General features: G+C 65.9%; 16 protein-coding genes and 1 tRNA gene. 8 read left to right on the top strand and 9 right to left on the bottom strand.

Annotated elements, in window-relative coordinates; all coding sequences use genetic code 11:
* Nucleotides 1-37: 37 nt before the first annotated feature.
* The 3 genes from ACGFZ3_RS14595 to ACGFZ3_RS14585 all read right to left on the bottom strand — a co-directional run bounded on the left by ACGFZ3_RS14595 (nucleotide 38) and on the right by ACGFZ3_RS14585 (nucleotide 3065).
* A complete protein-coding gene (locus ACGFZ3_RS14595) occupies nucleotides 38-1771 on the bottom strand; it encodes a peptidoglycan-binding protein (RefSeq protein ID WP_392922549.1) in 1734 nt (577 codons plus the stop codon).
* Between the two features lie 172 nt (nucleotides 1772-1943).
* Nucleotides 1944-2504: a hypothetical protein gene (locus ACGFZ3_RS14590; RefSeq protein WP_392922546.1), complete on the bottom strand. Its 561-nt coding sequence runs from the start codon at nucleotides 2502-2504 to the stop codon at nucleotides 1944-1946.
* 15 nt (nucleotides 2505-2519) lie between these two features.
* Nucleotides 2520-3065, bottom strand: a complete 546-nt coding sequence (locus ACGFZ3_RS14585; RefSeq protein ID WP_392922543.1) for a hypothetical protein — start codon at nucleotides 3063-3065, stop codon at nucleotides 2520-2522.
* A gap of 236 nt (nucleotides 3066-3301) precedes the next feature.
* Here ACGFZ3_RS14585 and ACGFZ3_RS14580 point away from each other — a divergent pair, with 236 nt between their 5' ends.
* Nucleotides 3302-3979: a VOC family protein gene (locus ACGFZ3_RS14580; RefSeq protein ID WP_392922541.1), complete on the top strand. Its 678-nt coding sequence runs from the start codon at nucleotides 3302-3304 to the stop codon at nucleotides 3977-3979.
* A 112-nt stretch (nucleotides 3980-4091) separates the two neighbouring features.
* Here ACGFZ3_RS14580 and ACGFZ3_RS14575 read toward each other — a convergent pair whose 3' ends face one another.
* Complete coding sequence (locus ACGFZ3_RS14575; RefSeq protein WP_392922538.1) at nucleotides 4092-4235, bottom strand: hypothetical protein; 144 nt, start codon at nucleotides 4233-4235, stop codon at nucleotides 4092-4094.
* 429 nt (nucleotides 4236-4664) lie between these two features.
* Between ACGFZ3_RS14575 and ACGFZ3_RS14570 the strand changes: the two genes are divergently transcribed.
* The 4 genes from ACGFZ3_RS14570 to ACGFZ3_RS14555 all read left to right on the top strand — a co-directional run bounded on the left by ACGFZ3_RS14570 (nucleotide 4665) and on the right by ACGFZ3_RS14555 (nucleotide 9774).
* Nucleotides 4665-5264 carry a restriction endonuclease subunit S gene (locus tag ACGFZ3_RS14570; RefSeq protein WP_392922535.1) on the top strand — a complete coding sequence of 200 codons (600 nt, stop codon included), beginning with the start codon at nucleotides 4665-4667 and terminating at the stop codon, nucleotides 5262-5264.
* The gene (locus tag ACGFZ3_RS14565; protein WP_392922532.1) at nucleotides 5264-6733 is read left to right on the top strand and encodes an N-6 DNA methylase; all 1470 of its coding nucleotides are present in this window, start codon (nucleotides 5264-5266) and stop codon (nucleotides 6731-6733) included. The genes ACGFZ3_RS14570 and ACGFZ3_RS14565 overlap by 1 nt, the downstream gene beginning before the upstream one ends.
* 218 nt (nucleotides 6734-6951) lie before the next feature.
* The gene (locus ACGFZ3_RS14560; protein WP_392922529.1) at nucleotides 6952-9375 is read left to right on the top strand and encodes a type I restriction endonuclease; all 2424 of its coding nucleotides are present in this window, start codon (nucleotides 6952-6954) and stop codon (nucleotides 9373-9375) included.
* Nucleotides 9376-9417: 42 nt separating this feature from the next.
* Nucleotides 9418-9774 carry a hypothetical protein gene (locus ACGFZ3_RS14555; protein WP_392922527.1) on the top strand — a complete coding sequence of 119 codons (357 nt, stop codon included), beginning with the start codon at nucleotides 9418-9420 and terminating at the stop codon, nucleotides 9772-9774.
* 21 nt (nucleotides 9775-9795) lie between these two features.
* Here ACGFZ3_RS14555 and ACGFZ3_RS14550 read toward each other — a convergent pair whose 3' ends face one another.
* Both ACGFZ3_RS14550 and ubiA read right to left on the bottom strand, forming a co-directional pair.
* Complete coding sequence (locus ACGFZ3_RS14550; RefSeq protein ID WP_392922911.1) at nucleotides 9796-11187, bottom strand: short-chain fatty acid transporter; 1392 nt, start codon at nucleotides 11185-11187, stop codon at nucleotides 9796-9798.
* Nucleotides 11188-11445: 258 nt separating this feature from the next.
* Complete coding sequence (gene ubiA / locus ACGFZ3_RS14545) at nucleotides 11446-12339, bottom strand: 4-hydroxybenzoate octaprenyltransferase (protein ID WP_392922524.1); 894 nt, start codon at nucleotides 12337-12339, stop codon at nucleotides 11446-11448.
* A 161-nt stretch (nucleotides 12340-12500) separates the two neighbouring features.
* Here ubiA and ACGFZ3_RS14540 point away from each other — a divergent pair.
* The 3 genes from ACGFZ3_RS14540 (at nucleotide 12501) to ACGFZ3_RS14530 (ending at nucleotide 13842) form a co-directional block, all read left to right on the top strand.
* Nucleotides 12501-12577, top strand: a tRNA-Arg gene (locus tag ACGFZ3_RS14540).
* A gap of 147 nt (nucleotides 12578-12724) precedes the next feature.
* On the top strand, nucleotides 12725-13432 hold the full coding sequence (locus tag ACGFZ3_RS14535; protein WP_392922520.1) for a DUF433 domain-containing protein: 708 nt from the start codon (nucleotides 12725-12727) through the stop codon (nucleotides 13430-13432).
* Nucleotides 13429-13842 carry a DUF5615 family PIN-like protein gene (locus ACGFZ3_RS14530; protein ID WP_392922517.1) on the top strand — a complete coding sequence of 138 codons (414 nt, stop codon included), beginning with the start codon at nucleotides 13429-13431 and terminating at the stop codon, nucleotides 13840-13842. Before ACGFZ3_RS14535 ends, ACGFZ3_RS14530 begins: the two co-directional genes overlap by 4 nt.
* A 62-nt stretch (nucleotides 13843-13904) precedes the next feature.
* Here ACGFZ3_RS14530 and ACGFZ3_RS14525 read toward each other — a convergent pair whose 3' ends face one another.
* The 3 genes from ACGFZ3_RS14525 to ACGFZ3_RS14515 form a co-directional block, all read right to left on the bottom strand.
* Entirely contained in the window at nucleotides 13905-15260 is a 1356-nt protein-coding gene (locus ACGFZ3_RS14525) for a Gfo/Idh/MocA family protein (protein WP_392922514.1), read from the bottom strand.
* Nucleotides 15261-15312: 52 nt separating this feature from the next.
* Nucleotides 15313-18303 carry a TonB-dependent receptor domain-containing protein gene (locus tag ACGFZ3_RS14520; RefSeq protein ID WP_392922511.1) on the bottom strand — a complete coding sequence of 997 codons (2991 nt, stop codon included), beginning with the start codon at nucleotides 18301-18303 and terminating at the stop codon, nucleotides 15313-15315.
* 131 nt (nucleotides 18304-18434) lie between these two features.
* Nucleotides 18435-21740, bottom strand: coding sequence for a TIM-barrel domain-containing protein (locus tag ACGFZ3_RS14515; RefSeq protein WP_392922908.1), 3306 nt, complete (start codon nucleotides 21738-21740; stop codon nucleotides 18435-18437).
* Nucleotides 21741-22007 lie beyond the last annotated feature (267 nt).

The raw sequence follows: 22007 nt of genomic DNA, 5'->3' as shown, positions 1-22007 counted from the left end.
ATACCACACACGCGGTTGCACAGATCGAGGGTGGGGCTCAGCGCCCCATCGCCACCTTCTGCTGCTCTTCCTGCACCTGTTGCTGCTGGCTGGCGTTGTTGCCCAGCAGCTGTGCGCTGGTCTGCTCCAGCGGCGGCGCCTGGCTCAGGTCCACGGCGGCGCGGTAGCCCGGCGTGGTGCCCATCACGAACGCCTTGCCATCCTGTACGGCCACGCTCTGCAGCTTCTCCGGCGAATCGATGCCGGCCTGCTTGGCCTGCAGCGTGACGTTGGCTGCCGCTTCGTTGGAAATCACGCTCGGCAGCTGTCCACGGATGGCGTTGTGCAGCGGCGTGTCCGGATGGCCCTTGTCACCCAGCTGCGGGCCGCTGGCGGTGCGGGTTTCCGCGGTCTGCGCCTGCGTTGCGGCCAGCTTGCCGAAGGTTTCGCGGCCCACGATGCCGTCGTCCTTCAGGCCCTGCTGCTTCTGGAAGGCCTGTACCGCTTCGCGGGTGTTGTCGCCGAACTTGCCGTCTTCGGCAAGGCGGTTGCCGTTGGCATCGCGAACGCCCAGGCGGTTCAGGTCTTCCTGGAGCCTGGTCACCTCATCGCTGCGGTCGCCCTTGCGCAGCGTGCCTGCCGGTGCGTGGTCGTGGTCGTGCGCATGCCCGTGCTTACCGGCCTCCTGCTGGATGCCCTTGTTCCAGAAGGCCTCCGGGTTGATCAGCTTCCCGGACGGATCCTTCATCTGGTAGTGCACATGCTGGGCGTACTGATTGGGCCCCTGCGGCCCGCGGCCGCCCATGGTGCCGATCGGATCGCCCGGTTCCACGTGCTGGCCGACCTTCACCCTGGTGTCCTGCATATGCAGGATCTGGTGCGAGTTGCCCTGCGCGTCCTGGATCATCACCGTGCCGTACCGGCCGCCCACCGAGGTGACGGTGCCGGCAATGGGCGCGTGGATCGTCGGGTGCTGCAGGTTGCGGCCAGTCTGGCCACCGACGTAGTTGAAGTCGCTGCCGCCATGGCTCTTCTCGCCACGGTGCTCACCGAAGTGGCCGGTGATGTGCGGCTTGACGCCGTTCTGCGGCGGCAGCATCACCTGCATGGTGTGCTCGTAGGAACGCGCCTGGGCAGCGGCACCAACAGCACCTGCGGCAGCGACCGCCGCGGCGGCGCCGGCGACGGTCTGCTGCTGCGCCGGTGCAGGTGCCTGCGTCTGAGTCTGGCTCAGGCGCTGGTTGACGAATTGTTCGTACTCATCCAGATGCGGCGCCACCTTGCGCTGCGACAGGCCGAGGCCGCCGTAGTCCTTGGTCGGGCCGTCGTGGTGGTACTTGTAGATGTAGTCTTCGCCCTGGCCACGGTCGCGTGCCAGGTTGCGGTTGTCGACGAAATGCGCCACCAGCGCGTCGGACTGTGCGTCGACGTCGAAGCGGTTGGCGTTGTTCAGACCGTAGTGCCTGCCGGTGCGGTCGATGAACTGGCCCAGGCCCGAGGCCGAGGTGGTACCGGCGGCGGCATCCGGGTTGAAGCCGGATTCGACGCGGGCGATGGCCAGCACGTACGCGGTTTCGCGCGGGGTCAGGCCGGCTTCGCGCGAGGACTCGATCAACGAGTCGATCACACGCGACTGTACTTCGGGGGAGGCATCGCCCCAGCGGCGCGATTGGCCATGCAGCGGGCGGGATTCATCGATCGGCTCGCGGTAGTGGCTCCACGATTCGATCTGGCTGCTGCGGTATGCCGCGCCAGGCGGCTGCACCATGTTGGTGTAGATTTCGTTTGGCATGTCTGTGCTATCCATTCTATGAGAAAGGGGCTTTCCTTAAGGGGTGTTGCTCCTTTGAAGCGTATCGACCAACGGTCGATACCTACCGCTGCGTTGTGTATCGGCGCAGGGGCGTTACGTACCAGAATTCATGTTCCGGGCAACGCGCATCAACGTCATGTCGATGTACTGCTCACTCTTCGATGTAGTCCACCTCCGGATGGGTGATGCCGAGCTTGGCGATCATCTGCGAATACTCGTCGTTGTTGGGCGACTGCGCGTCGGCTTCGCCGCGCAGGGGCGGTGTGTTGTGGGTCAGCTGCCTGCCATTGGCGTCGTACAGGGTGAACCATTCGCAGAACGCGCAGCCAAACGGCAGTTCGCCGTACTGCACCACGAAATACGAAGCGCCCTGGTTGTCTTCAGCGCAGGCCAGTCCTACAGCGGTGTAGTCACTCAGCTCCGCCGGTGTATCGATGGCACGGCGCTGGCCGTCCTTCTCGATCTCCAGACGGGTGCGGGTGGTGTCACCGTCCTTGGCCGGCAACGCAGTCAAGTGCAACGTGGCACCTGGGCATTCCTTGTGCATGCCTTTCTCTTCTTGCGGTGTGGATGAAGGGGTAGTCGCCGCTGCGACCGCAGGCGCGGCAGCGGTTTCCGGAGTGGCGGCGGAACCGCCGGCCCCGGTAGGTGCATTGCACGCAACCAGCAACAACGCCAGCGCGGCAGTCGGAACGAAACGCAGTGTGGACATCACCCGCTCCCTGGATCAGATCGACTCATCGGCCATGCGCACCAGCTGCCAGCATGGGCGCTGGGCGAAGTAGTACGACTGCTGGTTGCTGGTATCGGGCGTACGGATCAGCACCTTCATGGTGCCGTCGGCCTCTTTGGTGACCTGCATCTCGCGGCCCACGGCCGCAAGGCCGGAGGGATTGGGCATGACCGGCCAGGTGACCTCGCTGAGCGGGACCTTCTCGCTGACCAGGGTGGGCTCGCCCTGCCCTTCGGTGTCGTAGCGTTCGCTCAGCAGCGGGTCGGCTACCGACTTTTCCTGCAGGGCGATCTTCTTTCCGAACTCGGGCAGGAACGCATCGAAATCGGCCAGTTCGCAGGCGGCGGATGCATCGGCAGCCGTGGGATCCGTGGCTGGCGTCGTAGGCGCGGTGGGCGTGGCGACCGGAGCGGCAGCAGGTGCGGCGGCAACGGGTGCGGCGGCATCCGCCGGAGGGGTCGGGGCAGCATCGGGCTTGCACGCGGCCAGCAGGATGCTCAACGACAACGCGAGCAGCGTCATGGGACGAAGATGGGACAACGGATCCTCCTGATTCGTGTCGTGGCGCGTATCACACTACGCCGGGGGGCGTAGCATAGCGGCGCGCCAATGCCATGGCGTTCACATCCCGCCCACAGACCGGGGCAGTAACGACATGCGTGATGGAGCGCACGTAGTTATTGTGAATCTCATCACATTGTAAGGCGTAATGCTCCATTCTCCCAACAAGGGATGTCAGCCTTTTGACATCTCCGCCCGTATCGGTGTCCTGGTTCATGCGTATCCATTCGCTACAGCTCCCCGTTTCCAATGTTGCGCGGGTGGGGCGTTACTTCGCCGAGGTGCTGCAGCTGCCGGTGCGCGACGATGCGGTGCGGATCGGCTGGACGACCCTGCAACTGCGCCCGGCCGGTGATGATCCGGTCGGCGGGGTGCACCTGGCGTTCAACGTGCCGGCTGACCGCTTCGAGGCCGCAACCGCCTGGCTGCTGGCGCGTACCCCACTGCAGCGGACTGCCGAAGGCGAGACGCTCTTTACCTTTGGCGGACGCTGGGAGTCGGAATCCATCTACTTCGATGGCCCCGATGGTCTCATTCTGGAACTGATCGGGCGACGCCGCTTGCCTGCGTCCGGCCGTGTCGGTCAGTTTCATGGCAGCGAGCTGACCTGCGTGAGCGAGGTCGGGCTTCCCACTGCCGATGTCGCCGCATCGAGTGCGCGCGCGCAAGCCACGTTCGGGCTGGACCCTCTCAGCCCGCCCGTGCCGCACTTCGCCGCGTTGGGGGACGACGAAGGCGTGCTCATCGTAGTGGACGCAACACGCCGCTGGTTCCCGGAGCAGAGAGTGCTGCCCAACGCGCGTGGCATCGCGGTGACGCTGGCTAATGTGACTGCAGGGCAGCTTGGCGACCCCGCGCAGGGCTGGCATCTGCGCGCGCCTGCGGCGGCCTGATCGAATCGCCTCCCAGGGCTGGCGCAACCCGGACCGTGCAGCATTCTGTCTGACGTGCAACGGAAGGGCCCCGCCGCAGCGGGGCCCTACGATTCCACAATACAGCCAGCCGTCACTCTTCCTCGTCTTTCCAGCCCTGCTGCTGGTTCTGGTTGCGCTGCTGTTCGTGCTGCTGTTGCTGTTGCTGCTGGTCGCGTCCGCGCTCCTGCTGCTCACCACGCTGGCTGTGGGAACTCTGATTGCGCTGCTGGGCCATGTCGGGTCTCCGGATGCCGCGTGCGGTATGCCGCGGTCGAGGCAATCGTGTGCAGCAGCGCGTTAAAACCACGTGGCAATCTGTGCGCGGAATTGTCAACACCGAAGGGTGCCTGCGGCGTTCCGCTTGGATATCAGCATCTTCTCCGCCACATCATCGCTTATGCGAAGACGGAATGGTTTGATGCCTGATGGCGGGGAGCGCGCAGTCAGCTGGATGAATGTGGGACGCTGCGGCGGCCTAAAACGCAGCGGTTTGCGCAACGCATTTTCCCCGATTGATCCTGCCTACCCAAATGCGGTGAACCAGAAGCTCAGTCTCTCGAAGTTTTCGGTGGAGGTAGCATTTTTCAGGGGTCCCACTGCACCATCCCGAATGGTGCAGAGCGCTCGTTTGACCTGCGAATTCAACCCGCTCATGGTTCACCACATGAACAACATTCGTCGCACTGCGAAGCTCGCCGACATCGCAAGCATCCGTCAGGGACATCCCTTCCGGGGTGCAATCACCGCCGTCTCGGATGGGCCGGTCCGGGTGATCCAGTTGAAGAATCTCAGCGCCGCCGGCGTGCACGATCCAGCCGATCTTCTGCGCACCCGATTGCATCCACGCAAGGCGCCGGACTGGGTACAGGAGGGCGATGTACTGCTCGCCGCGCGCGGCGCCCAACCGCTCGCGGTGCTGCTATGCAATCCACCTGCCGAAACGGTCTGCAGTCCGCACCTGTATGTCATCCGGGTGATCGACCACGAGCGGGTCATGCCCGCCTTCCTTGCGTGGCAGCTCAACCAGGAGCGGGCACAGGAGCACCTGCGCCGGCAGTCTGCGGGATCGCGCCAGCAGAGCCTTCGCAAGGCGTCCATCGAGGAGCTGCGCGTGCAGTTGCCGCCCCTTCTCCTCCAGCAACGCATGGTTTCTCTCGCCAGGGCAGCGCAGCTTGAGAAACACCACTGCGAGCAGATGATCGCCGCGAGGCACCAGGAGCTTGCCCGTTATGCGGCGCATATCCTGGAGGAGCGGGCAGGCTGATGGCGCACGATGTTCCAGCGACGCTCGCTGCGCTTGTCCACGCCCGGGACGCGCTCGAAGGGGGCAGACGCCGCGACGCCGATACCTGCCTGATCCTGTCGTTGCTGTTGCTGAAAGTGGCCAGCGACGCCACCTGTCATGGCAACCCGGCCATTCCGTACACACCGGGAGAGCCGCCGCGCTGCGTGCCTTACTGCGTTCCGCTCCACGCCCGCTTCGACACCCTGTTCCGCCAGCGCCACGCGGAAGGCAATGGCCTGAGGGTGATGAACGCGTTGCGCGTGTTCACCCTGGGCAACCCGCGCAAGCTCGGTGGATTGTTCCCGACGTTGAAGCTGGAGGATGCGCTTCCCGACGATCCGGTCGCGCGCGATGCCGCACTTCTGCAAGTGCTGGAGCGGCTTTCACTGCCGGCGTTGGATTTCCGCCAGCAGCGCGGCCTCCCCCGTCCGGACGTGGGCGACGCGGTGGACGCATTGCTCCCTGCGCAGGTTCCGGCAGGGTTGAGCTGGCTCATGGCCGCGCTCACCCACCCCCGCACTGATGAGGCCGTCTACGATCCCAGCTGTGGGCAGGGGGCGGTGCTGCGGGCAGCGGCCACCTGGATGCGCGACGATCAGAGTGCGCTTGCCCCGGCAGGCCCGGTCCGGTACCCGCTGCATGGGCAGGAGCCGGATGCCATGCAATGCGCGGTGGCACGGCTGCGCCTGTTGTTGCAGGGCACCGAATCCCCGCGGCTGTATACCCGCGACCCGCTGGAGGAGCCGCTGCTGCAGGAAGGCGAGTTGCAGCGCTTCCATGTGGCGCTGGCCTGCCCGCCGCTTTCGCTCAAATGGGCGCCATCACAGGCAAACCACGACCCCCATTTCCGCTTCCTGCAGGGCGTGCCCTCCCGGCAGTGGGCGCACACCGCCCTGATCCAGCACATGCTGGCCACGCTTGACCCGGAGCGGGGACGCATGGCCATCGTGGTGCCGCATGGCGTGCTGTTCCGCGATGGCCAGGAGGCGCGCATCCGCCAGTGCTGGCTGGACGAGAACCTGGTGGACATGGTGATCGGCCTGCCTGACCGGTTGTTTGCCGGTGCGTCGGTAGCCACCGCCCTGCTGGTGTTGCGCCGGGCGCGGCGGGATGACGCCGTGTTGTTTGTCGATGCGCGTGGCCTGGCACCGCGCGGGAAGCGCGGGCCGCGTCTTGGTGCGCGGGCTGCGCGCGCCCTCCACCAACTCTGCAACGAACGCAGAACCCTGCCCGGCGTGACCTATCTGGCCAGTTCTGAAGAGGTTGCCGACAATGGTGGCAGCCTGAGCGTTGCGCGCTACGTGCAGCCCGCTGCGCGCTGCCATGCCGCCGATCTTGCAACACTGCGCGTACAGCGTGCCGAGTTGTCCGCCCGCTTTGCGGCCATCCAGGCGGAGTTGAATGCCGAGTTGGATGCGCTGGAGCGGGAGTTGTCGGATCTGACCTGAAGCAGCCGGTTCAACCCTCCAGCAATTGACCGAGACTATCTCGATTGGAATATGGATCGAGAATGCGTTGCGCACTGCGCTCGTCGAACGCATGAAACGGAATGATGCACACAGCGGCGGCGGCCTTCGATCGCCCACACTGATGTCATGAACATCATTTGCCACGAATTCGACGCCGCGTGCATGCCTACCTTCCTTCCGGTCTCCGGGGGACATCCATGAACACTCCCCACAGCAGGTTCGGGGTACGCGATTCCGTACTGGGTTGGCTGCAGCGGCTGGGCTGGAACCTGCTTGATGAGGGCGCAGTAGCCGACCTGCGCGGCGACCATCACAGCGCATTGCTGGAGAAGCGGCTGCTGCCGTGGTTGCGCCGCTATCGGTACGAGTGGGAGGGCGAGCGCGTGGCGCTGTCGCCCATGTCGTTCGGCAGCATCATTGCCGAAGCCGAAACCTGCTGCCACAGCCTGGATTGGGTGGCCTCCAGCCGCGTTGTGCACAGGCTGCTGATCCAGGGTGTCCGAACCGAGCTGACCTTGCCCGATGGACGACGAACCGCCGTGCAGGTTCCCCTGGTCGATTGGGCGCATGTCCAGCGCAACCATTGGGATGTGGCGGATGCCCCCGCCATCGGGCATGCGCAGGACAGCAACATCCGTGAGCTGATCGGCTACGTCAACGGCATTCCCCTGGTGGTACTGGCATGCGTAGAGCGCGATGCGTACAGGCGGTGGGGTACCGTGGAGGATGGCATCCAGCACCTGATGCGCGGCCTGGGCAGCCTGCCGGTCAACCCGCCGGTGCAGCATGCGCAGGTTCTGCTGAGCCTTGACCGTCGTGGCGGGCGCCATGCCGCAGTCGGCGCACCTGCGCATGCGTGGGTGAAATGGCGGGAGCACGGCTGGAGTCGGGCCGTACAGGCCCGGCTGCGTGATGATGCACGTCCCTTCTCCGATGTGCCCTTGGACCCGCCTTGGTCCGCGCACGCCGAACTGCTGCACGGCGTGCTCTCACCGCCGCGTTTCCTGCAGCTGATACGCTACTTCCTGCGCGATGACCGCCCGGGACGGCGCTGCCTGGTGCGCTCCAACCAGTTCTTTGCGGTGCAGTGTGCCCTGCACGCACTGGGTACCCGCGATGCCAGCGGTCGCCGTGGCGGCGGGCAGCTGTGCCTAGCCTCCGGTAGTGGGCTGCAGCGGACGCGACAATGGCTGTTGCAGGCCCTGCAGAGTGATGCGGCCTTCAGGCCCATTCGCGTGCTTCAGCCGTTGACCCGCCTGACGCCGCCCCCCGACGACCGGCGCCAGCGACCGGGGCCACTGCCTGCCGACCAGCTTGCGGAGTTCCTGGCCGGCAGGGCCTCCTCGCCGCACGAGGTGCCCCTTCGCATTCTTCGCGGTTGGGCGCGCCGGGCCAAACTGCCCGCTGTCGATGCCACGGCGACCGCCACCGACGACGACATCGTGCTGCTTGTGGATGCTGACTTCTGGAACAGCGATCCGGCCCTGCTGCGGCGCCTGCGTCGTTGCCTGCCGCAGGCCACGTGGCTGACCCTGGTTGCGGCACCGGTCACCGCACCCTCGCCTGACCTGGAGCCTGGTGCGACACTGTTCGAGTACCCACCCGAGCACGCCGTCGCCGATGGCCTGGTTGTGCAGGCATGGCGCGACGCAGGCCCGCAGCCCGAGGGGGATTCCCCTTCCCGGCGGGTCGCCCAGGTGGCAACGGCCATCAGCCAGCATTTCCATGAATTTGTCCGGCTGGCCGAACGCCGCCTTCGCGCCGCGCTTCTGGTGAAAACCATCCACCAGGCGCAGGACTATCAGCGCGCGCTCGCCGTGGATGGGCGGTTGAAGACCCATGTGGCAGGCTTCGACAACCGGGGCCTGCCCACAGACCGCGGGTCTGAGCGCATCCCGCCGGAGATTGAGCTGGTGATCGTGCATGGTGAACTGCCGGCAATCCAGGATGCGCGATGGGCCGTGCTGTATGTGAACCGCGTGCTGACTGCACCGGAACGGCTGCGCGCGGTGGGCATGATCAACGCCCCCCACCCTGACAAACGCACCGCCATGCAGGTGGATTTCCACGCCGAGGACAGCCGCGCGCTGGCACCATCGGAGTGGCTGCCGTTGCCTGTGCAGGACAACCATCCCGCACTGGGGATACAGCGCCAACGCCTGCACAGCCTGCTACCGGCCGATGCCCACGAGGATTTCCACGCCTGCCGCGACCACCTTGCGCCGTGCTGGGAGATAGGTCCCCTTGGTGATGACATCGACCTGCACCGGCACCGGCGCGACCTGCTGCACGGGCGGGTCACCGCATTCGGGCAGCGGCTGCAACTGGCCATCTCGGCCGAGACGGCGTTGACCGGCAAGCCGTCGCTGCTGGGTGGGCATTACCGCACTCTGCTGCATCGCTTCTCCATCCTGCGCGATGCGGCGACCCGGCTGGCACTCGAGGACGACCGCTTCACTGCGGAAGATCGAAGGATCCGGCATTGGGCACGCGAGCAGGCCCCGCAGGTGTGCGAGCAGCCGATGGATTACCCGGTGCTGGCCAGCCTTGAGCCGGTCAAGCCATCGGCGGAACAGTGTGCCAATCACCTGTACACCCGTCTTCGCCGGCAGGTGGATTGAGCGGGTCAGGACCGCGATGCCAGTGAACGCGGCCGAACCACGTTGCGGCAGGTGCTGGCGGACTTCGGCACCGCGCCGCAACGACTTGCCGCGTTGCGCGCGCTGGAGCCCGCGCTGGGAAAATCGACGCAGGACAGCGATGCGGACGAGCCGTCCTCGCGCGGCCTGCAGGTTCTGTCCAGCCTGTTCGACACCGCACTGGACCAGGAAATGTATGAGCAGCTCGGCCACCGGATCGACGCGCTGGTCGCCAACGCGCAGCGCCAACCGCCGCACCAGTTCGATACCTATGTTCGGGACCGGCTTGAGCAGATGCTGCGGGGTCACCTTCAGGATCCACAGTTGGCCGCCGTGGTGCATGCCGTGGTCCTGTGCGGACCGCATTGGCCGTCGGCGTGAATTCCGCCGTCGGGCCACGCGCTACGGCATTACCGGTGGCACGTAGGTGAGGGTCATGCCCAGCAGCCAGAGCAGGCCCAGCACCAGCGGAATGTGCACCAGCAGCTGGATGAAGGTGAAGCCCACGATGTCGCGTGCCTTCAATCCCAATACGCCCAGCAGCGGGAGCATCCAGAATGGATTGATCAGGTTGGGCAACGCCTCGGCGGCGTTGTACACCTGCACGGCCCAGCCCAGGTGGGCGTGCAGTTCGTTGGCCGCCTGCATGACGTAGGGCGCTTCGATGATCCACTTGCCGCCGCCGGAGGGCACGAAGAAGCCCAGCACCGCCGAGTAGATACCCATCACCAATGCGAAAGTGTCAGTGGTGGCGATCTGCACGAACACGGTGGACAGGCGATGCGCCAGCGTTTCCCCGCCAGTGCCCACGGCATGGGTGAGGATCATCGCGATGCCGCCGTACAGCGGGAACTGGATCAGCACGCCGGTGGTGCTGGGCACGGCCTTGGCCACCGCGTTGAGGAAGCTGCGCGGCCGCCAGTGCAGCAGCAGGCCCAGTGAGATGAACAGGAAATTGTAGGTGTTGAGGTTGGCGATGGCGGTCACCACTGGCTTGCTGGCGAATTCGCCGAACAACCAGCCGAACGCCAGCAACGACAACAGCACGGTCAGCAGCGGGCTGTATTCCAGCCATTCGCCGGCGCGCGTGCGCGGCTGCAGTGGCTCCGGCTCGGCCTGCGCGGCCCCGGCGAAGTCACTGGCGGTGCGTGCTGTGGCCGGACCGGGAGCGGTCAGCCACGCGATCAGCAGGGAGACCAGGATCAGCGCGGCGGTGAGCGCGATGGACTGCCACAGGAAAATGGTTTCGGTGAAGGGCAGCACGCCGGTGATTTCCACCAGGCCGGGCGGCATGCTGGCCGGGTTGGCCTGCAGCTGGGCGGCCGAGGAACTCAGGCCCATCGCCCATACCGCGCCAAGGCCCAGGTATGCCGAGGCCCCCGCGGCGCGGTAGTCCATCTGCAGTTCCTGGCGGCGGGCCAGTGCACGCACCAGCAGCCCGCCGAACACCAGCGAAAAGCCCCAGCTGAGCAGCGAGGCCAGCATGCTGATCAGACCCACGTACACCACCGCGCCCCGCCCGGTGCGCGGCGCCCGGGCCAGCAGTTCGATGAAGCGCGCTACCACGGGAGCGGTGGCGACCGAATAGCCGCCGATGACCACGAAGGCCATCTGCATGGTGAAGGGAATCAGGCTCCAGAAGCCGTCGCCGAAGGCTTTGGCGGTGGCCTGCGGGGTGGCACCGAAGCTCATGGCCGCCACCGCGACGATCACCACGCCCAGCACCGCGAACACGTACGCGTCGGGGAACCACTTCTCGGCCCAGGCCGCCGAGCGCAGCGCCGCGCGTGCCATCCAGCCGTCCCGTGGTGCCGCCGCTGCGTTGCCCGCCATGCCCTACCCTCCCAGGTTCATTGGGGGCAGTGTGCCGGAGGGGGGACAAGGCTGTCAGTCACCTATTGGTCGCAACCTGATGTCATGAACGGGGTCGGTCCGCGGCGTCACGACCAACGGTCGTGACCTGCCGTCCAGGCGCCAGCGCACACGGATCGGGTCGCACCCGACCGTTGGCCGGTAACCGGCGGTAGCACCCGACCGTTGGTCGGGTGGCTCTCAGGCAGCAGCCAACGCTGCCGCGATACCAGCGAACAACGCCGCACCCACCCAGTTGTTGTGCAGGAACGCCTTGAAGCATGGATCGCGCTCGCGCTTGCGGGCGATCCAGAATTCGTAAGCGATCAGCCCGGCGGCCACTGCCACGCCCAGCCAGTAGTAGAGCCCAAGCCCGCCACGAACACCGACCAGCGCCATGGTGCCCAGGAACAGCGCATACAGAATGCCCTGGATGACCAGGTCCAGGTCGCCGAACAGGATGGCGGTGGAGTGCGAGCCCATCTTCAGGTCATCGTCGCGATCGACCATGGCGTACCAGGTGTCGTAGGCGGTGGACCACAGGATGTTGGCGCCGTACAGCAGCCAGCCGATCACCGGCACTTCGCCCTGGATGGCGGCGAACGCCATCGGGATGCCCCAGCCGAACGCCATCCCCAGATAGACCTGCGGCAGGTGGGTGTAACGCTTGAGGTAGGGGTAACTGGCGGCCAGGAAGATGCCGATGAAGCTCATGCCGATGGTGAGCGCGTTCAGGGTCAGCACCAGCGCGAAGGCCACCAGCATCAACCCGGCGAACAGCACCAGCGCCTCGCGGCCGGACACCCGGCCGCTGGCCAGGGGACGGTCCTTGGTGCGCTTTACGTGCGGGTCCAGCCAGCGGTCGGCGTAATCGTTGATCACGCAGCCGGCCGAACGCGTCAGCCACACTCCGGCAGTGAACACGAACAGGATCCACAGCGGCGGCAGCCCGCCGGCGGCCAGCCACAGCGCCCACCAGGTGGGCCACAGCAGCAGCAGGGTGCCGATCGGACGATCGGCGCGCATCAGTTTCCAGTACTGGCCCCAGCGCGACGGCGAAGCACCGGCGGGGGCGTCAAAACGTTCGTAAGCCATGCGTCAAGGATACCGCCAAGGCCCATGTCGGGCGCCATCCGGTGCGATTCACTCAAGGGGGCAGACCTGCGCCGCGTTTACGGATAGAATGCCCGTCCCGCACCGCCTCATGGCGCTGCGATGCCCACCCCGGCCCGCCGGTGGTGCGGCGGTCCCAAGATGCGCCCGTAGCTCAGCCGGATAGAGTAGTGGCTTCCGAAGCCATTGGTCGGGGGTTCGAATCCCTCCGGGCGCACCATCTTCCCCTTGCATTCCATGACGGTGCACCCGTTTTCGGCCATAGGCGCTGTCTTCATATGCGAAGGTGGCCCGGCGTCGCACTTGCTACCCGGTGTCCCGGCGTAGGATCGGCTGGACGTCGGTTGTTTCAGGAAGGATCTTTACCGTGGGTATCGCCGCGCAATCACTGGAATCCCTTGGCTTTGGCATCGGCCTGTACTCGTATGCAGACGCTGCCCGCTTCATCGGCGGCAAGCCCGCGCAGCTGAGACGCTGGCTGAAGGGCTACGGTCCACGCCATGACGGCCAACCCGCCCATGCCCCCCTGTGGACGTCCCAGCTGGCAGAGATAGGTATCGATGGCCTCGGATTCCGCGACCTGATCGAAGCGCGCTTCATCCAGACGTTTGCTGCCAGCGGCGTTCCGTTGAAAGTGATCCGCCATACGATTGAAGAACTGCGGGAACGTCTGGGCGTGCAGTACCCCTTCACCAGTACCCACTTCAAGACCGATGGTCGCCGCATCTTCATGGAACTGCTGGGCGACAGCGGGGCCAGTTCGCTGGTGGATGTCGCCAGGCGCCAGGACGTGATGAAGCGAGTCATTGCCCCGTCGCTTCGCTCAGGCATCGAGCTCGGGATGGATGACATGGCAGCGCGATGGTTCCCGGTGCGGGGCTCGCGCGAGGTCGTGCTGGATCCTGACCGCCGGTTCGGACAACCCATTCTGACCCGCTCCGGAGTGCCCACCGCCGCGATCGTGGATTCACTCAGGCCAAGGGGCAGCAACGCCCGGCATGTCGCCCGGATCTACGAGATTCCGGAGGCCGCCGTGCGTGTGGCAGTGGCTTACGAGCGGCAGATCGCGTCTTGAAAGCACAGATCGACGAGAATCTCCCCTCTTCCCTGGCAAGATCGATAGACCCTGTCGCGCGCGAGCATGACCACGAGGTGGTTCATGTGCGGGACTTCATCGGTGCTGGAACGTCGGATATCGCCTTGTTCCACATCGCAGTGGAACAAGGCGTCCGGGTCCACGTCACCCTGGATCAACACCATCGACGCACGAAAGAGCGAGACGCAATCCAGCATCTGGGGTTGATCGTCTTCGTGCTTTCCAAAGGGTGGAACACGCTTGATCTCTACCATTCTGCTGCGCGCCTGCTTGAATGGTGGCCGGAGATGATGCGCAAGGCGGAGGATGCCGCCCCCGGCAGCATCTTCAAAGTGCCGCATCTTCGGGCGCCCCTTGGGCGCCTGACGCCGGTTCGTTCCACGCGCTAGGCCACGCGCTGTGTGATGCGGGTAATGCGGAGCCGGGCAGAGCCCGGCTCTACGCATTGGGGTCAAAACGTCCCGTCGAACGCAAAAATCGGCTTGCGCTGCTGCCACAGGCCGGCGGTGAAGTCCGGGAACTCCAGGGTCTGGAAGCTGTTGGCGATGGACTGTTCCGACAGCGGGGTGATCGCGCTCCAGGTGATGGCATCGTAGATGTCGATCGGCATCGGCGCCTTGGCCTTGAGGGCTTCGACGAAGGCGTGGATCACGAACCAGTCCATGCCGCCGTGGCCGGCGCTGGCGGCGGTGTCGGCGTGCCGCTTCCACAGCGGGTGCTCGTACTGGTCCTGATAGGCCTTGAACGGTTCCCACTTGTGCGGCGGGCTGCGGCCTTCGATGTGGATGGACTGGTTCACATCCATCCACAAGCCCTTGGTGCCCTGCACGCGGAAGCCCATGGAGTACGGGCGCGGCAGCGAGGTGTCGTGCTGCAGCAGGATGGTTTCGCCGTTCTCGCAGGCCAGTGTGGTGGTGACGATGTCACCCAGCTTGAACTTCACCTTGGTGCTGGGGTGGGTGGTGCCACCACTCTTGGCCACCGTGTACTCATGCAGCCCACGCGCCTTGCTGGCGAACGCGTTGATATGGGTGAAACGGTTGCCGCGGTTGATGCCGGTGTACATGGCGCACGGGCCGATGCCGTGGCTGGGGTACAGCTCGCCGTTGCGGTCCACCGAATGCTGGGTGCGCCAGCGCGCTTCGGACCATGCATGCGGGCCGAATTCCACGCCGCTGTCGTACGGCTGCGACGGATCGCCGGAGTTGAACTTCACCCCGCGCAGGTCGTGCTGGTAACCGGCCTGCAGGTGCACCAGTTCGCCGAACAGGCCGTTGCGCACCATCTGCAGGGTGGCCATCACATCGCGGCGGTAGCAGACGTTCTCCAGCAGCATGTACGGGGTGCCGGTGGAAAGCTGGGTCTTGAGCACGTCCCAGTGGTCCTGCAGGGTGATGCCGGCGACCACCTCACAGCCCACCGCGACCTTGGCCTGCATGGCGGCGATCGCCATCGGGGCGTGGTATTCCCACGGCGTGGCGATGATCACGCCATCCAGGCCGCGCTGTTCGAGGAGCCGTTTCCACGCGTTGCGGTCGCCGTCCTGGCCGTAGGCGGTGGGCGCCTTTTTGCCGGCCTTGGCCACCATGTCCATGCCGCGCTTGAGCATGATCGGTTCGATGTCGCACAGCGCGACCACCTCGACATCGTCGCGGCGAACCAGCTCCTTGAGCAGCACCTGGCCGCGCATGCCGGTGCCGATCAGGCCCAGGCGCAGCGTGCGCCCGCGTGCCCAGGCCGGGGTCTGCGGCAACAGGCTGGTGGCGGCCAGGGCCGCACCGGCGGCAATGAATTCCCTACGCTTCATGGAACATTACTCCGTTTGGAAGCGCGCCGTCTTGACCGGCGCGCTGGAACAATCAGAACGTGTAGCCGACCTGCAGACTGTAGCTGCGGCCGAAGATGCTGGCATAGTCACTGGAGTCACCGAGGAAACTGTTCGGGTCGTAGAACGGCAGCCGGTTGAACAGGTTCTTGACCGTGAAGCCCAGGCTCCAATGGTCATCCGGGCGCCAGCCCACGCTCAGGTTGGCGGTCCACCACGACGGCAACCCGTCGCACTGGGCCGGGTTCACCGGAAGAGAGCCGGCGGTGCAGGTGTCCGGGTTGTTGTCTTCGGCGTCCACGCGGTCCCACGCCCACTTGGTGCCGCCCACATAATTGACGAAGAAGCTGGTGGTGACCTGCTTGTAGGACCAGTCGGCGTTGAACGTGGCACGCATGCGCGGGTTGCCGTAGTAGCCGATGGTGTTGCCGTAGTACCAGCGATCCGTGTCGTCGATATAGGCTTCCTTGCGACGCGCGATGGTGGCGGCCACGCCGATGTTCAGCGCGCCCCAACCGCCCAGCGAAAAGCGGCTGCGTGCGTCGATGTCGAAGCCGTCCACCAGGGTGCGGCCCTGGTTCTTGTATTGGCCCACCACGGCGGCCACGTTGCCCACGCTGTAGCCGGGCAGCGCGCCCGGGCAGCTCACGCCGCTGGCCGGGTCCGCGCACATCTGCGCCAGCGCGGCCTCGTTGGCCCGATCGTTGTCGCTGATCGGGTTGCGGGTCATCGACAGGATGTCCTGTTCCTTGCTGTAGTCCGGCGCGGCGATCTCATTGCGGCGGTAGATGAACCAGTAGTCGGCCGAGATCGACATCCAGCTCGCCGGCTCATAGACGAACCCGAGCGTGGAGATCTTGGCCTTCTCCGGCTTCAGGTCCTGGTTGGGCTGGGTCATGCGGGCCACGGTGCGGCTGCAGTCGCTGTTGAGCAGCGTGTTGCCCAGGTCCACGTCGCCCGGTCGGTTGGACTGGCGCAGCAGGTTGGCGATGGCATTGGTCTCATCGCAGCGGATGTCGTCCTCAAAACCACCGAGCTGGGCGAACACCCCACCAGTGCCCGCTTCGGCCAGGCTGGGCGCGCGGAAGCCTTCGGAGTAGGTTCCGCGCAGCAGCAGTTGCGGCAGCACCTGGTATTTCAGGCCGATCTTCGGGGCCAGGTTGGCGCTGAAGTTGGGGTACTTGTCCACGCGCAGCGCCGCATCCAGCTCCAGCTTGTCGGTGAGCGGGGCCACGGCTTCGGCAAACAGCGCGTAGGTGTTGCGCTTGCCATCGAACCACGAGCCGCCCTGCTGGGTGATCAGCCCGTTGGCGGCGTCTTCGTTACCCGGCGTATAGAACGTTTCGCGGGTGGCGTTGAAGCCGAAGGCGGCGCGCACGTCGCCGGCCGGCATGCTGAAGAGCGGGCCTTCGATCTTGCCGTCGAGCGTATGCAGGCGGGTCCATGACTGGATGTCGAAGGTGGGGTATGCCTCGCGGATCAGCTTGGCGTTGGCCTCGTTGATGACGCCGAACTGGTAGGCCGGGTTGTCGGAGATGATCACCCGGCCCGTGCCCGGGTCGATCGTGTACGGTCCGAACGCGCGTTCGAAGCCGTCCAGGTTCACGTTGATGGTCTGGTAGGTGACAGAGTGCGTGCCCGCCGTGGCGAAGGCGGTTTCCCAGTTCCAGTCCTCGCCGAGGCTGCCACGCAGCCCGGCCAGCACGCGGTAGCTCTGGTCGGTGTTGCGCTGGCCGAAGTGGCCGTCGCCCACATCCTGCATCAGGTAGTTCAGGCCCACCACGCCGCCCATCAGTGCCTTGAGTTCGGGACTGGCCAGGTTGTAGACGTTGTTGGGTCCGAGGTAGGGAGTGAGGAACTGGTTGACCGTGTTTCCGGTGTTGCGCGAATACCAGCTCGAGGGATTGCCGGTACTGGTGTTGTACGCCGAAGGCGTGCCGCCGTTGGCGGTCAGGTCGATATCGGTGTAGGTGACTTCGGCGAAGGCTTCGGTGGTGTCGCCGATCAGGAAGTGCGAGCTGACATAGGCGGTGGCGCGCTCGGTCTTGGCGCCGGCGTCAATCTCGCGGTTCATCCACGTTTCCCAGATGCAGCGTGTGCCGGCAGCCTCGACCAGCACGTTGTTGCAGCCCGGCGCAGCCTCACGCTTCAGCGCGTTGGTGGTGGGATCGAACGCGAAGAAGCTTCCCGGGTTGAACTCACCCGGCCTGCTGCCGGTGCCCAGGCGCAGGCCGGGGACATAGTTGGGGTTGTTGACGTAGTACTGCGGGGGCCGCTTGTCGTAGAAATCGCTCAGCGGAATCGCATTGCGGCGGTAGAGGTTCACCGAGGCGTAGACGTTGTAGCGGTCTTCATCCAGGTCGCCGAAGCCGGCAGTGATGCTGCCCTGTTGCTCGCCGTAGGAATCGATGCGTGACGACTTGTCGGCGGTGATGTTGATCTCGGCGCCCTGGTAGGAGCGCTTGGTGATCACGTTGATGACGCCGGCCACCGCGTCGGTGCCGTAGACGGCAGAGGCGCCATCGGTAAGCACTTCCATGCGTTCGATGGCGGCCGCCGGGATCGCGTCGATGTTGACGAACTGGGTCTGGAAGCCGGCCGGCGCACCGTAGTACGACAGGCGACGGCCGTTGAGCAGCACCAGCGTGCCCTGTGCACCCAAGCCACGCAGGTTGGCCTGGGAAGCGCCGTCGGAACCGGTGAACAGCGACCGTGAATCCTGCTGGCCCGGTCGCGCGGCGGGCAGATTGTCGAGCACCTGCAGCAGCGTGCGCGCGCCCATGTTCTCGATGTCCTGCTTGCTGATCACCTGCACCGGCGAGGAGGTCTCCACGTCGCTGCGGCGGATGTTGGAGCCAGTGACCTGCACCCGGGCCAGTTCGGTAGCATCCGCCTTGGCCTTGGCGCCAACGGCGCTGTCGTCGTCCTGGGCAAATGCCGGACCGCTCACCGCCAGGGCAAGCCCCAACGCGACGGACAAGGGTGTAGCGGGGATGCGGCGATGGCGATGGCGTTCGTTCAACATCTTTGGCTCCTTGTGCTTCCGCAGCGTGGGGCTGCCTGGGTGGGTTGTTTCGGGCAACAGTCCCCCGCACCACGGCCGGCGGGCCGTAGTCGGGAAACGGTGGGGAATTCTTTTTTCGATACGTTCCTGGGTTACGGCGACACGATGGTGGCGGTATCGCCCTCCTGTCCGATCAGTGCAGCATTGGCCCAGTTGCCACACACCTGTGCGGGCTGCGTGCCTTGTGCGCCCAGCGTGCGCAGGCTCAAGCGCTGCAGGCCGCGGATATCCAGTTCAGGTTTGACCACGCCCGGCGCCGTCACCAGACCGCTGTCATAGAGCAGGCGGTCATCGCCCCAGACCTGGAACTGCATGCCACCGGCGCTGCGGCAGGCATCGTCAATGCCCAGGTCGGCACGCAGCAGGCGCCACTGGCCCTGCAGCTGCAGGTCGATGCGGCTGGCCGGGCCCACGCCAAGGCCATGGCGGAACAGCAGGCCATTCATGCGCATGGGTTGGCCGCCCTGGAAGGCGAGGTCGGCACGCACCTGTGCGGTGGCCGCAGCCGGCAAGGTCAGTTCGGATAGATAGCGCTGCTGTGCCGGACGTTCTGCCACCTGGTCTTCCAGGATCTGGAACGTGGACAGGGTGATCGGGCCCACGTCGCGTGGCTGCAAAGCATCCACCGCACGAGCCACGCTACCCTGCGCAGCGGTGACCATCGGGTCGCTGCCAGCGGCCCCATCGCCGTCCGGGTTCTGCACGCTGAGCACGCGGAAGCGCAGCAGGCGGCCGGCACGGGCGGGGAAGTCGATCTGCTGCAGGTCCTGCTTCAGCGCCAGGCGGCCGCGCTTGATCGGCTCGCCCCATTCGCCATTGGTGTCGGCCAGGTAGATCTCGTAGTCGCGGATCTGCCCGCTCTTCCAGTGCTGGTCGTTGCGCGGGGCCAATGCGATGCCGTCGATCAGGCGGCGCTCGCCGAAGCCGATCACCCATTCGTGGGCACCGGTGCGCACGGCCTGATTGCGCACGGTGCGGAACCAGGTAGCCGGATCGTCGTCGAAGGCCTTCTCCAGTTCGTAGCCGCGCTCTTCGGCCGGACGGTTGACCACCAGCAGGCTGTCGGCCGGCAGCGCGCGGCCCAGCACCGGTGCGGGAGGGAAGACATCGTCTGCGGCGGCCGGTGCCTGCGCGATATCGAGCTGGAAGTCGAGCGGCTGGCGGATGTCGGTGGGGACGGTACGCACGTGCACGGTGCCGCGCCGCTCGCCGGCATCGAAGTACCAGCCTTCCGGCGCGGCCTGCCATGCCGCTGCGTCAGCGAGCATCGGCAGCGCGCGACCCTCCAGGCTGACCGCCGCCGGCTTCTGCCGGCTGAGCACGCGCAGCGCGTAGCGGCGCTTTGCCAGCTGGCCCTGATACTGCCCGCGCACGCCGTCGATGGTCACCTGCACCGGTCCACTGCCCTGCGCCGGGGCCTGCATGGTCACCTGCTGCTGGCTGGATTCGCCCTTCTCGTAGCGACGGGTGTTGCCGTCGTCTTCGTACAGGGTGTACTGCGAGCGGCCCTGCGGATACAGGTCGAAGGTGACCTCATCGAGCGGCTTCTGCCCGTCGTACAACATCTCCGGGTACATCGGCACGATGGCACCGGCGCGCACGAACAGGGGAATGGTGGCCAGGTCGACCGGGCGGTCCAGCTGCCGGCCTTCGGCACCGACCTGCAGCGCGCGGCCATCCCAGTAATCGATCCAGCGCCCCTGCGGCAGGTGGATATCGCGGCGCCAGCCCCGGCTGGCCGCCCGGCTGCGGTAGACCGGCGCCACCAGCAGGTCGCGGCCGAGCAGGAACTGGTACTTGTAGGTTTCGTTCCAGGCGTTGGGGTCCTGCGGGTAATCCCACATCAGCGCGCGCAGGATCGGCGCGCCGGTAGTGGCCGCGTCATGTGCCAGCCCGTACATGTACGGGGTCATGCGCATTTTCAGCTTGAGGTAGTCACGGTTGACGCTGCGGTAGGGCTCGTCGAACCACCACGGATGCTTGCGCGCACTCCCCGACCAGCCGGACATGCCCATCAGTACCGGGGTGAAGCTTTTCCACTGCAGGTCGCGGGTGAAGGTTTCGGCACTGCCACCGAAGATCGCATCCACGTCGCCGCTGGCATAGGCCATGCCCGAGAGGCCGGAACCGACCAGAGTGGGAATGTGCCAGCGGATGTAATCCCAGCTGCTGCTCTGGTCGCCCGTCCAGGCCACCGCGTAGCGTTGGATACCGGCCCAGCCCATTACCGTCCACAGGAACGGTCGCGAATCGGAGTTGTGCAGGATGCCGTTGAATGCGGACTGGTTGGCATCCATCGCGAACTGGTAGCCCTTGCCGGTCCAGGCCACGTCCAGCTTCTGCACGCGGCTGCCGGCGGTACCCACTTCCCAGGCGATCTTGTCCACGCCGTTTTCGGTCCACAGCCCGGTCTTGAAGCCGTAGCCGGCCAGGCCCTTCACCGTTTCCGGCAAGGCCTTGTAGCCGCAGCCGTAGCCATCGTTGGGCAGGATCCAGCCGCCGGGCATGTCGTGCTCGCGGTACTGCCTGGCTACGCTGTCGACCACGTCCGGGGTGGTGCCGGTGGGGCCATCGCGCCAGCCTTCCGGCACGCTGCCGGGCTTCTTGATGTTGTCGCCATCGTTGTAGCAGTCGGCATCGCCGTACGAGAACGCCCAGCGCGGCAGCAATGCGGCGCGCCCCGTCAGTGCGGTGTAGCGGTCCAGCAGCGCGGGCAGGCCCGCGCCGACGAAGTAGTAGGCATCAAAGCGATCCTCGCGGTGCAGCAGGATGGCCTGGTCCGCCTGGCGCAGGTCGTAGCTGCCATCGCTCCAGGTGTTGCGCAGCATGCCCCAGCCGCGGGAGCTGAGCAGCATCGGCGCCGGGTTGGGGCGATCGCCCTCTTCCCAGCCGCCGGAATACGACACCTCCAGCTCACGCCCCTTGAAGGCGAAGCGCCCGTTCTGCTGGCCACCGCCGACGAACTGTTCGTCGGCCTGGCTGCTCAGCACCTGCACGCTCTGCGCGGTGTCCAGGTCCAACGGCTGCAGTTCGCGCCACAGTGGCAGGTCCTTGCCGGCCTCGCGCCGGTCCAATGCAAGGCGCAGCGGCTGGCGCTGGATGTGCAGCACCATCGCATCGGTGCGGATGCGTACTTCGTCGCCATCTTCTTCCAGCTGGAACGGCACGGGAGCCGTCGGCTGCGGCAGCACGATGGGGGCAGCCTTGTCGCCGGCCGGCTGCAGGCTGCCGGTGCGGCTGGCCTGTACGCGCAGCAGGTCGGTGCGCAGCAGGTCCACGCGCACGCTCATGCCGGTATCGGTGGTCAGGGTCCAGGCAGTGGCCGACGCTGCCGGCTCGGCACGTAACGCGCTCAGGTTGCCCACTGGTGCGGCCAGCGCTGGCGTGGCGGCCAACAGCGCCAGAACAGAGGTAGCCAGTACGGTGCGTCGACAACGGGTAACCACTTCGCCCCCAAGGCCCGCGCTTGGCGGGTGTCCGAAACCAGTGCGGCCGACTATGGGGCAGGCGATCGAAAGATGTCAAGAAATTGAAAAGGAAAAATATTAGGAATTCTACCAAAACGAAAGATGATGCGAAGCACCACTTTCTTTCTGCCCGCTGAATGGGTGAATTTTCCTTTGTCCAGCGAAGGGATAGCGACGTGAATTCCGGCAGAGACCGAC

Source organism: Stenotrophomonas sp. NPDC047960, from assembly GCF_043204395.1.
Taxonomy (GTDB): Bacteria; Pseudomonadota; Gammaproteobacteria; order Xanthomonadales; family Xanthomonadaceae; genus Stenotrophomonas.
This window is presented reverse-complemented; position numbering and strand designations above follow the sequence as displayed.

Excerpts from the sequence above, each read along its gene's own strand:
- ACGFZ3_RS14565 (WP_392922532.1), top strand. The coding sequence starts at position 5,264 with ATGGCGCACGATGTTCCAGCGACGCTCGCTGCGCTTGTCCACGCCCGG.
- ACGFZ3_RS14580 (WP_392922541.1), top strand. The coding sequence starts at position 3,302 with ATGCGTATCCATTCGCTACAGCTCCCCGTTTCCAATGTTGCGCGGGTG.
- ACGFZ3_RS14550 (WP_392922911.1), bottom strand. The coding sequence starts at position 11,187 with ATGGCACGCGCGGCGCTGCGCTCGGCGGCCTGGGCCGAGAAGTGGTTC.
- ubiA (WP_392922524.1), bottom strand. The coding sequence starts at position 12,339 with ATGGCTTACGAACGTTTTGACGCCCCCGCCGGTGCTTCGCCGTCGCGC.
- ACGFZ3_RS14570 (WP_392922535.1), top strand. The coding sequence starts at position 4,665 with ATGAACAACATTCGTCGCACTGCGAAGCTCGCCGACATCGCAAGCATC.
- ACGFZ3_RS14560 (WP_392922529.1), top strand. The coding sequence starts at position 6,952 with ATGAACACTCCCCACAGCAGGTTCGGGGTACGCGATTCCGTACTGGGT.
- ACGFZ3_RS14590 (WP_392922546.1), bottom strand. The coding sequence starts at position 2,504 with ATGTCCACACTGCGTTTCGTTCCGACTGCCGCGCTGGCGTTGTTGCTG.
- ACGFZ3_RS14520 (WP_392922511.1), bottom strand. The coding sequence starts at position 18,303 with ATGTTGAACGAACGCCATCGCCATCGCCGCATCCCCGCTACACCCTTG.
- ACGFZ3_RS14595 (WP_392922549.1), bottom strand. The coding sequence starts at position 1,771 with ATGCCAAACGAAATCTACACCAACATGGTGCAGCCGCCTGGCGCGGCA.
- ACGFZ3_RS14525 (WP_392922514.1), bottom strand. The coding sequence starts at position 15,260 with ATGAAGCGTAGGGAATTCATTGCCGCCGGTGCGGCCCTGGCCGCCACC.
- ACGFZ3_RS14575 (WP_392922538.1), bottom strand. The coding sequence starts at position 4,235 with ATGGCCCAGCAGCGCAATCAGAGTTCCCACAGCCAGCGTGGTGAGCAG.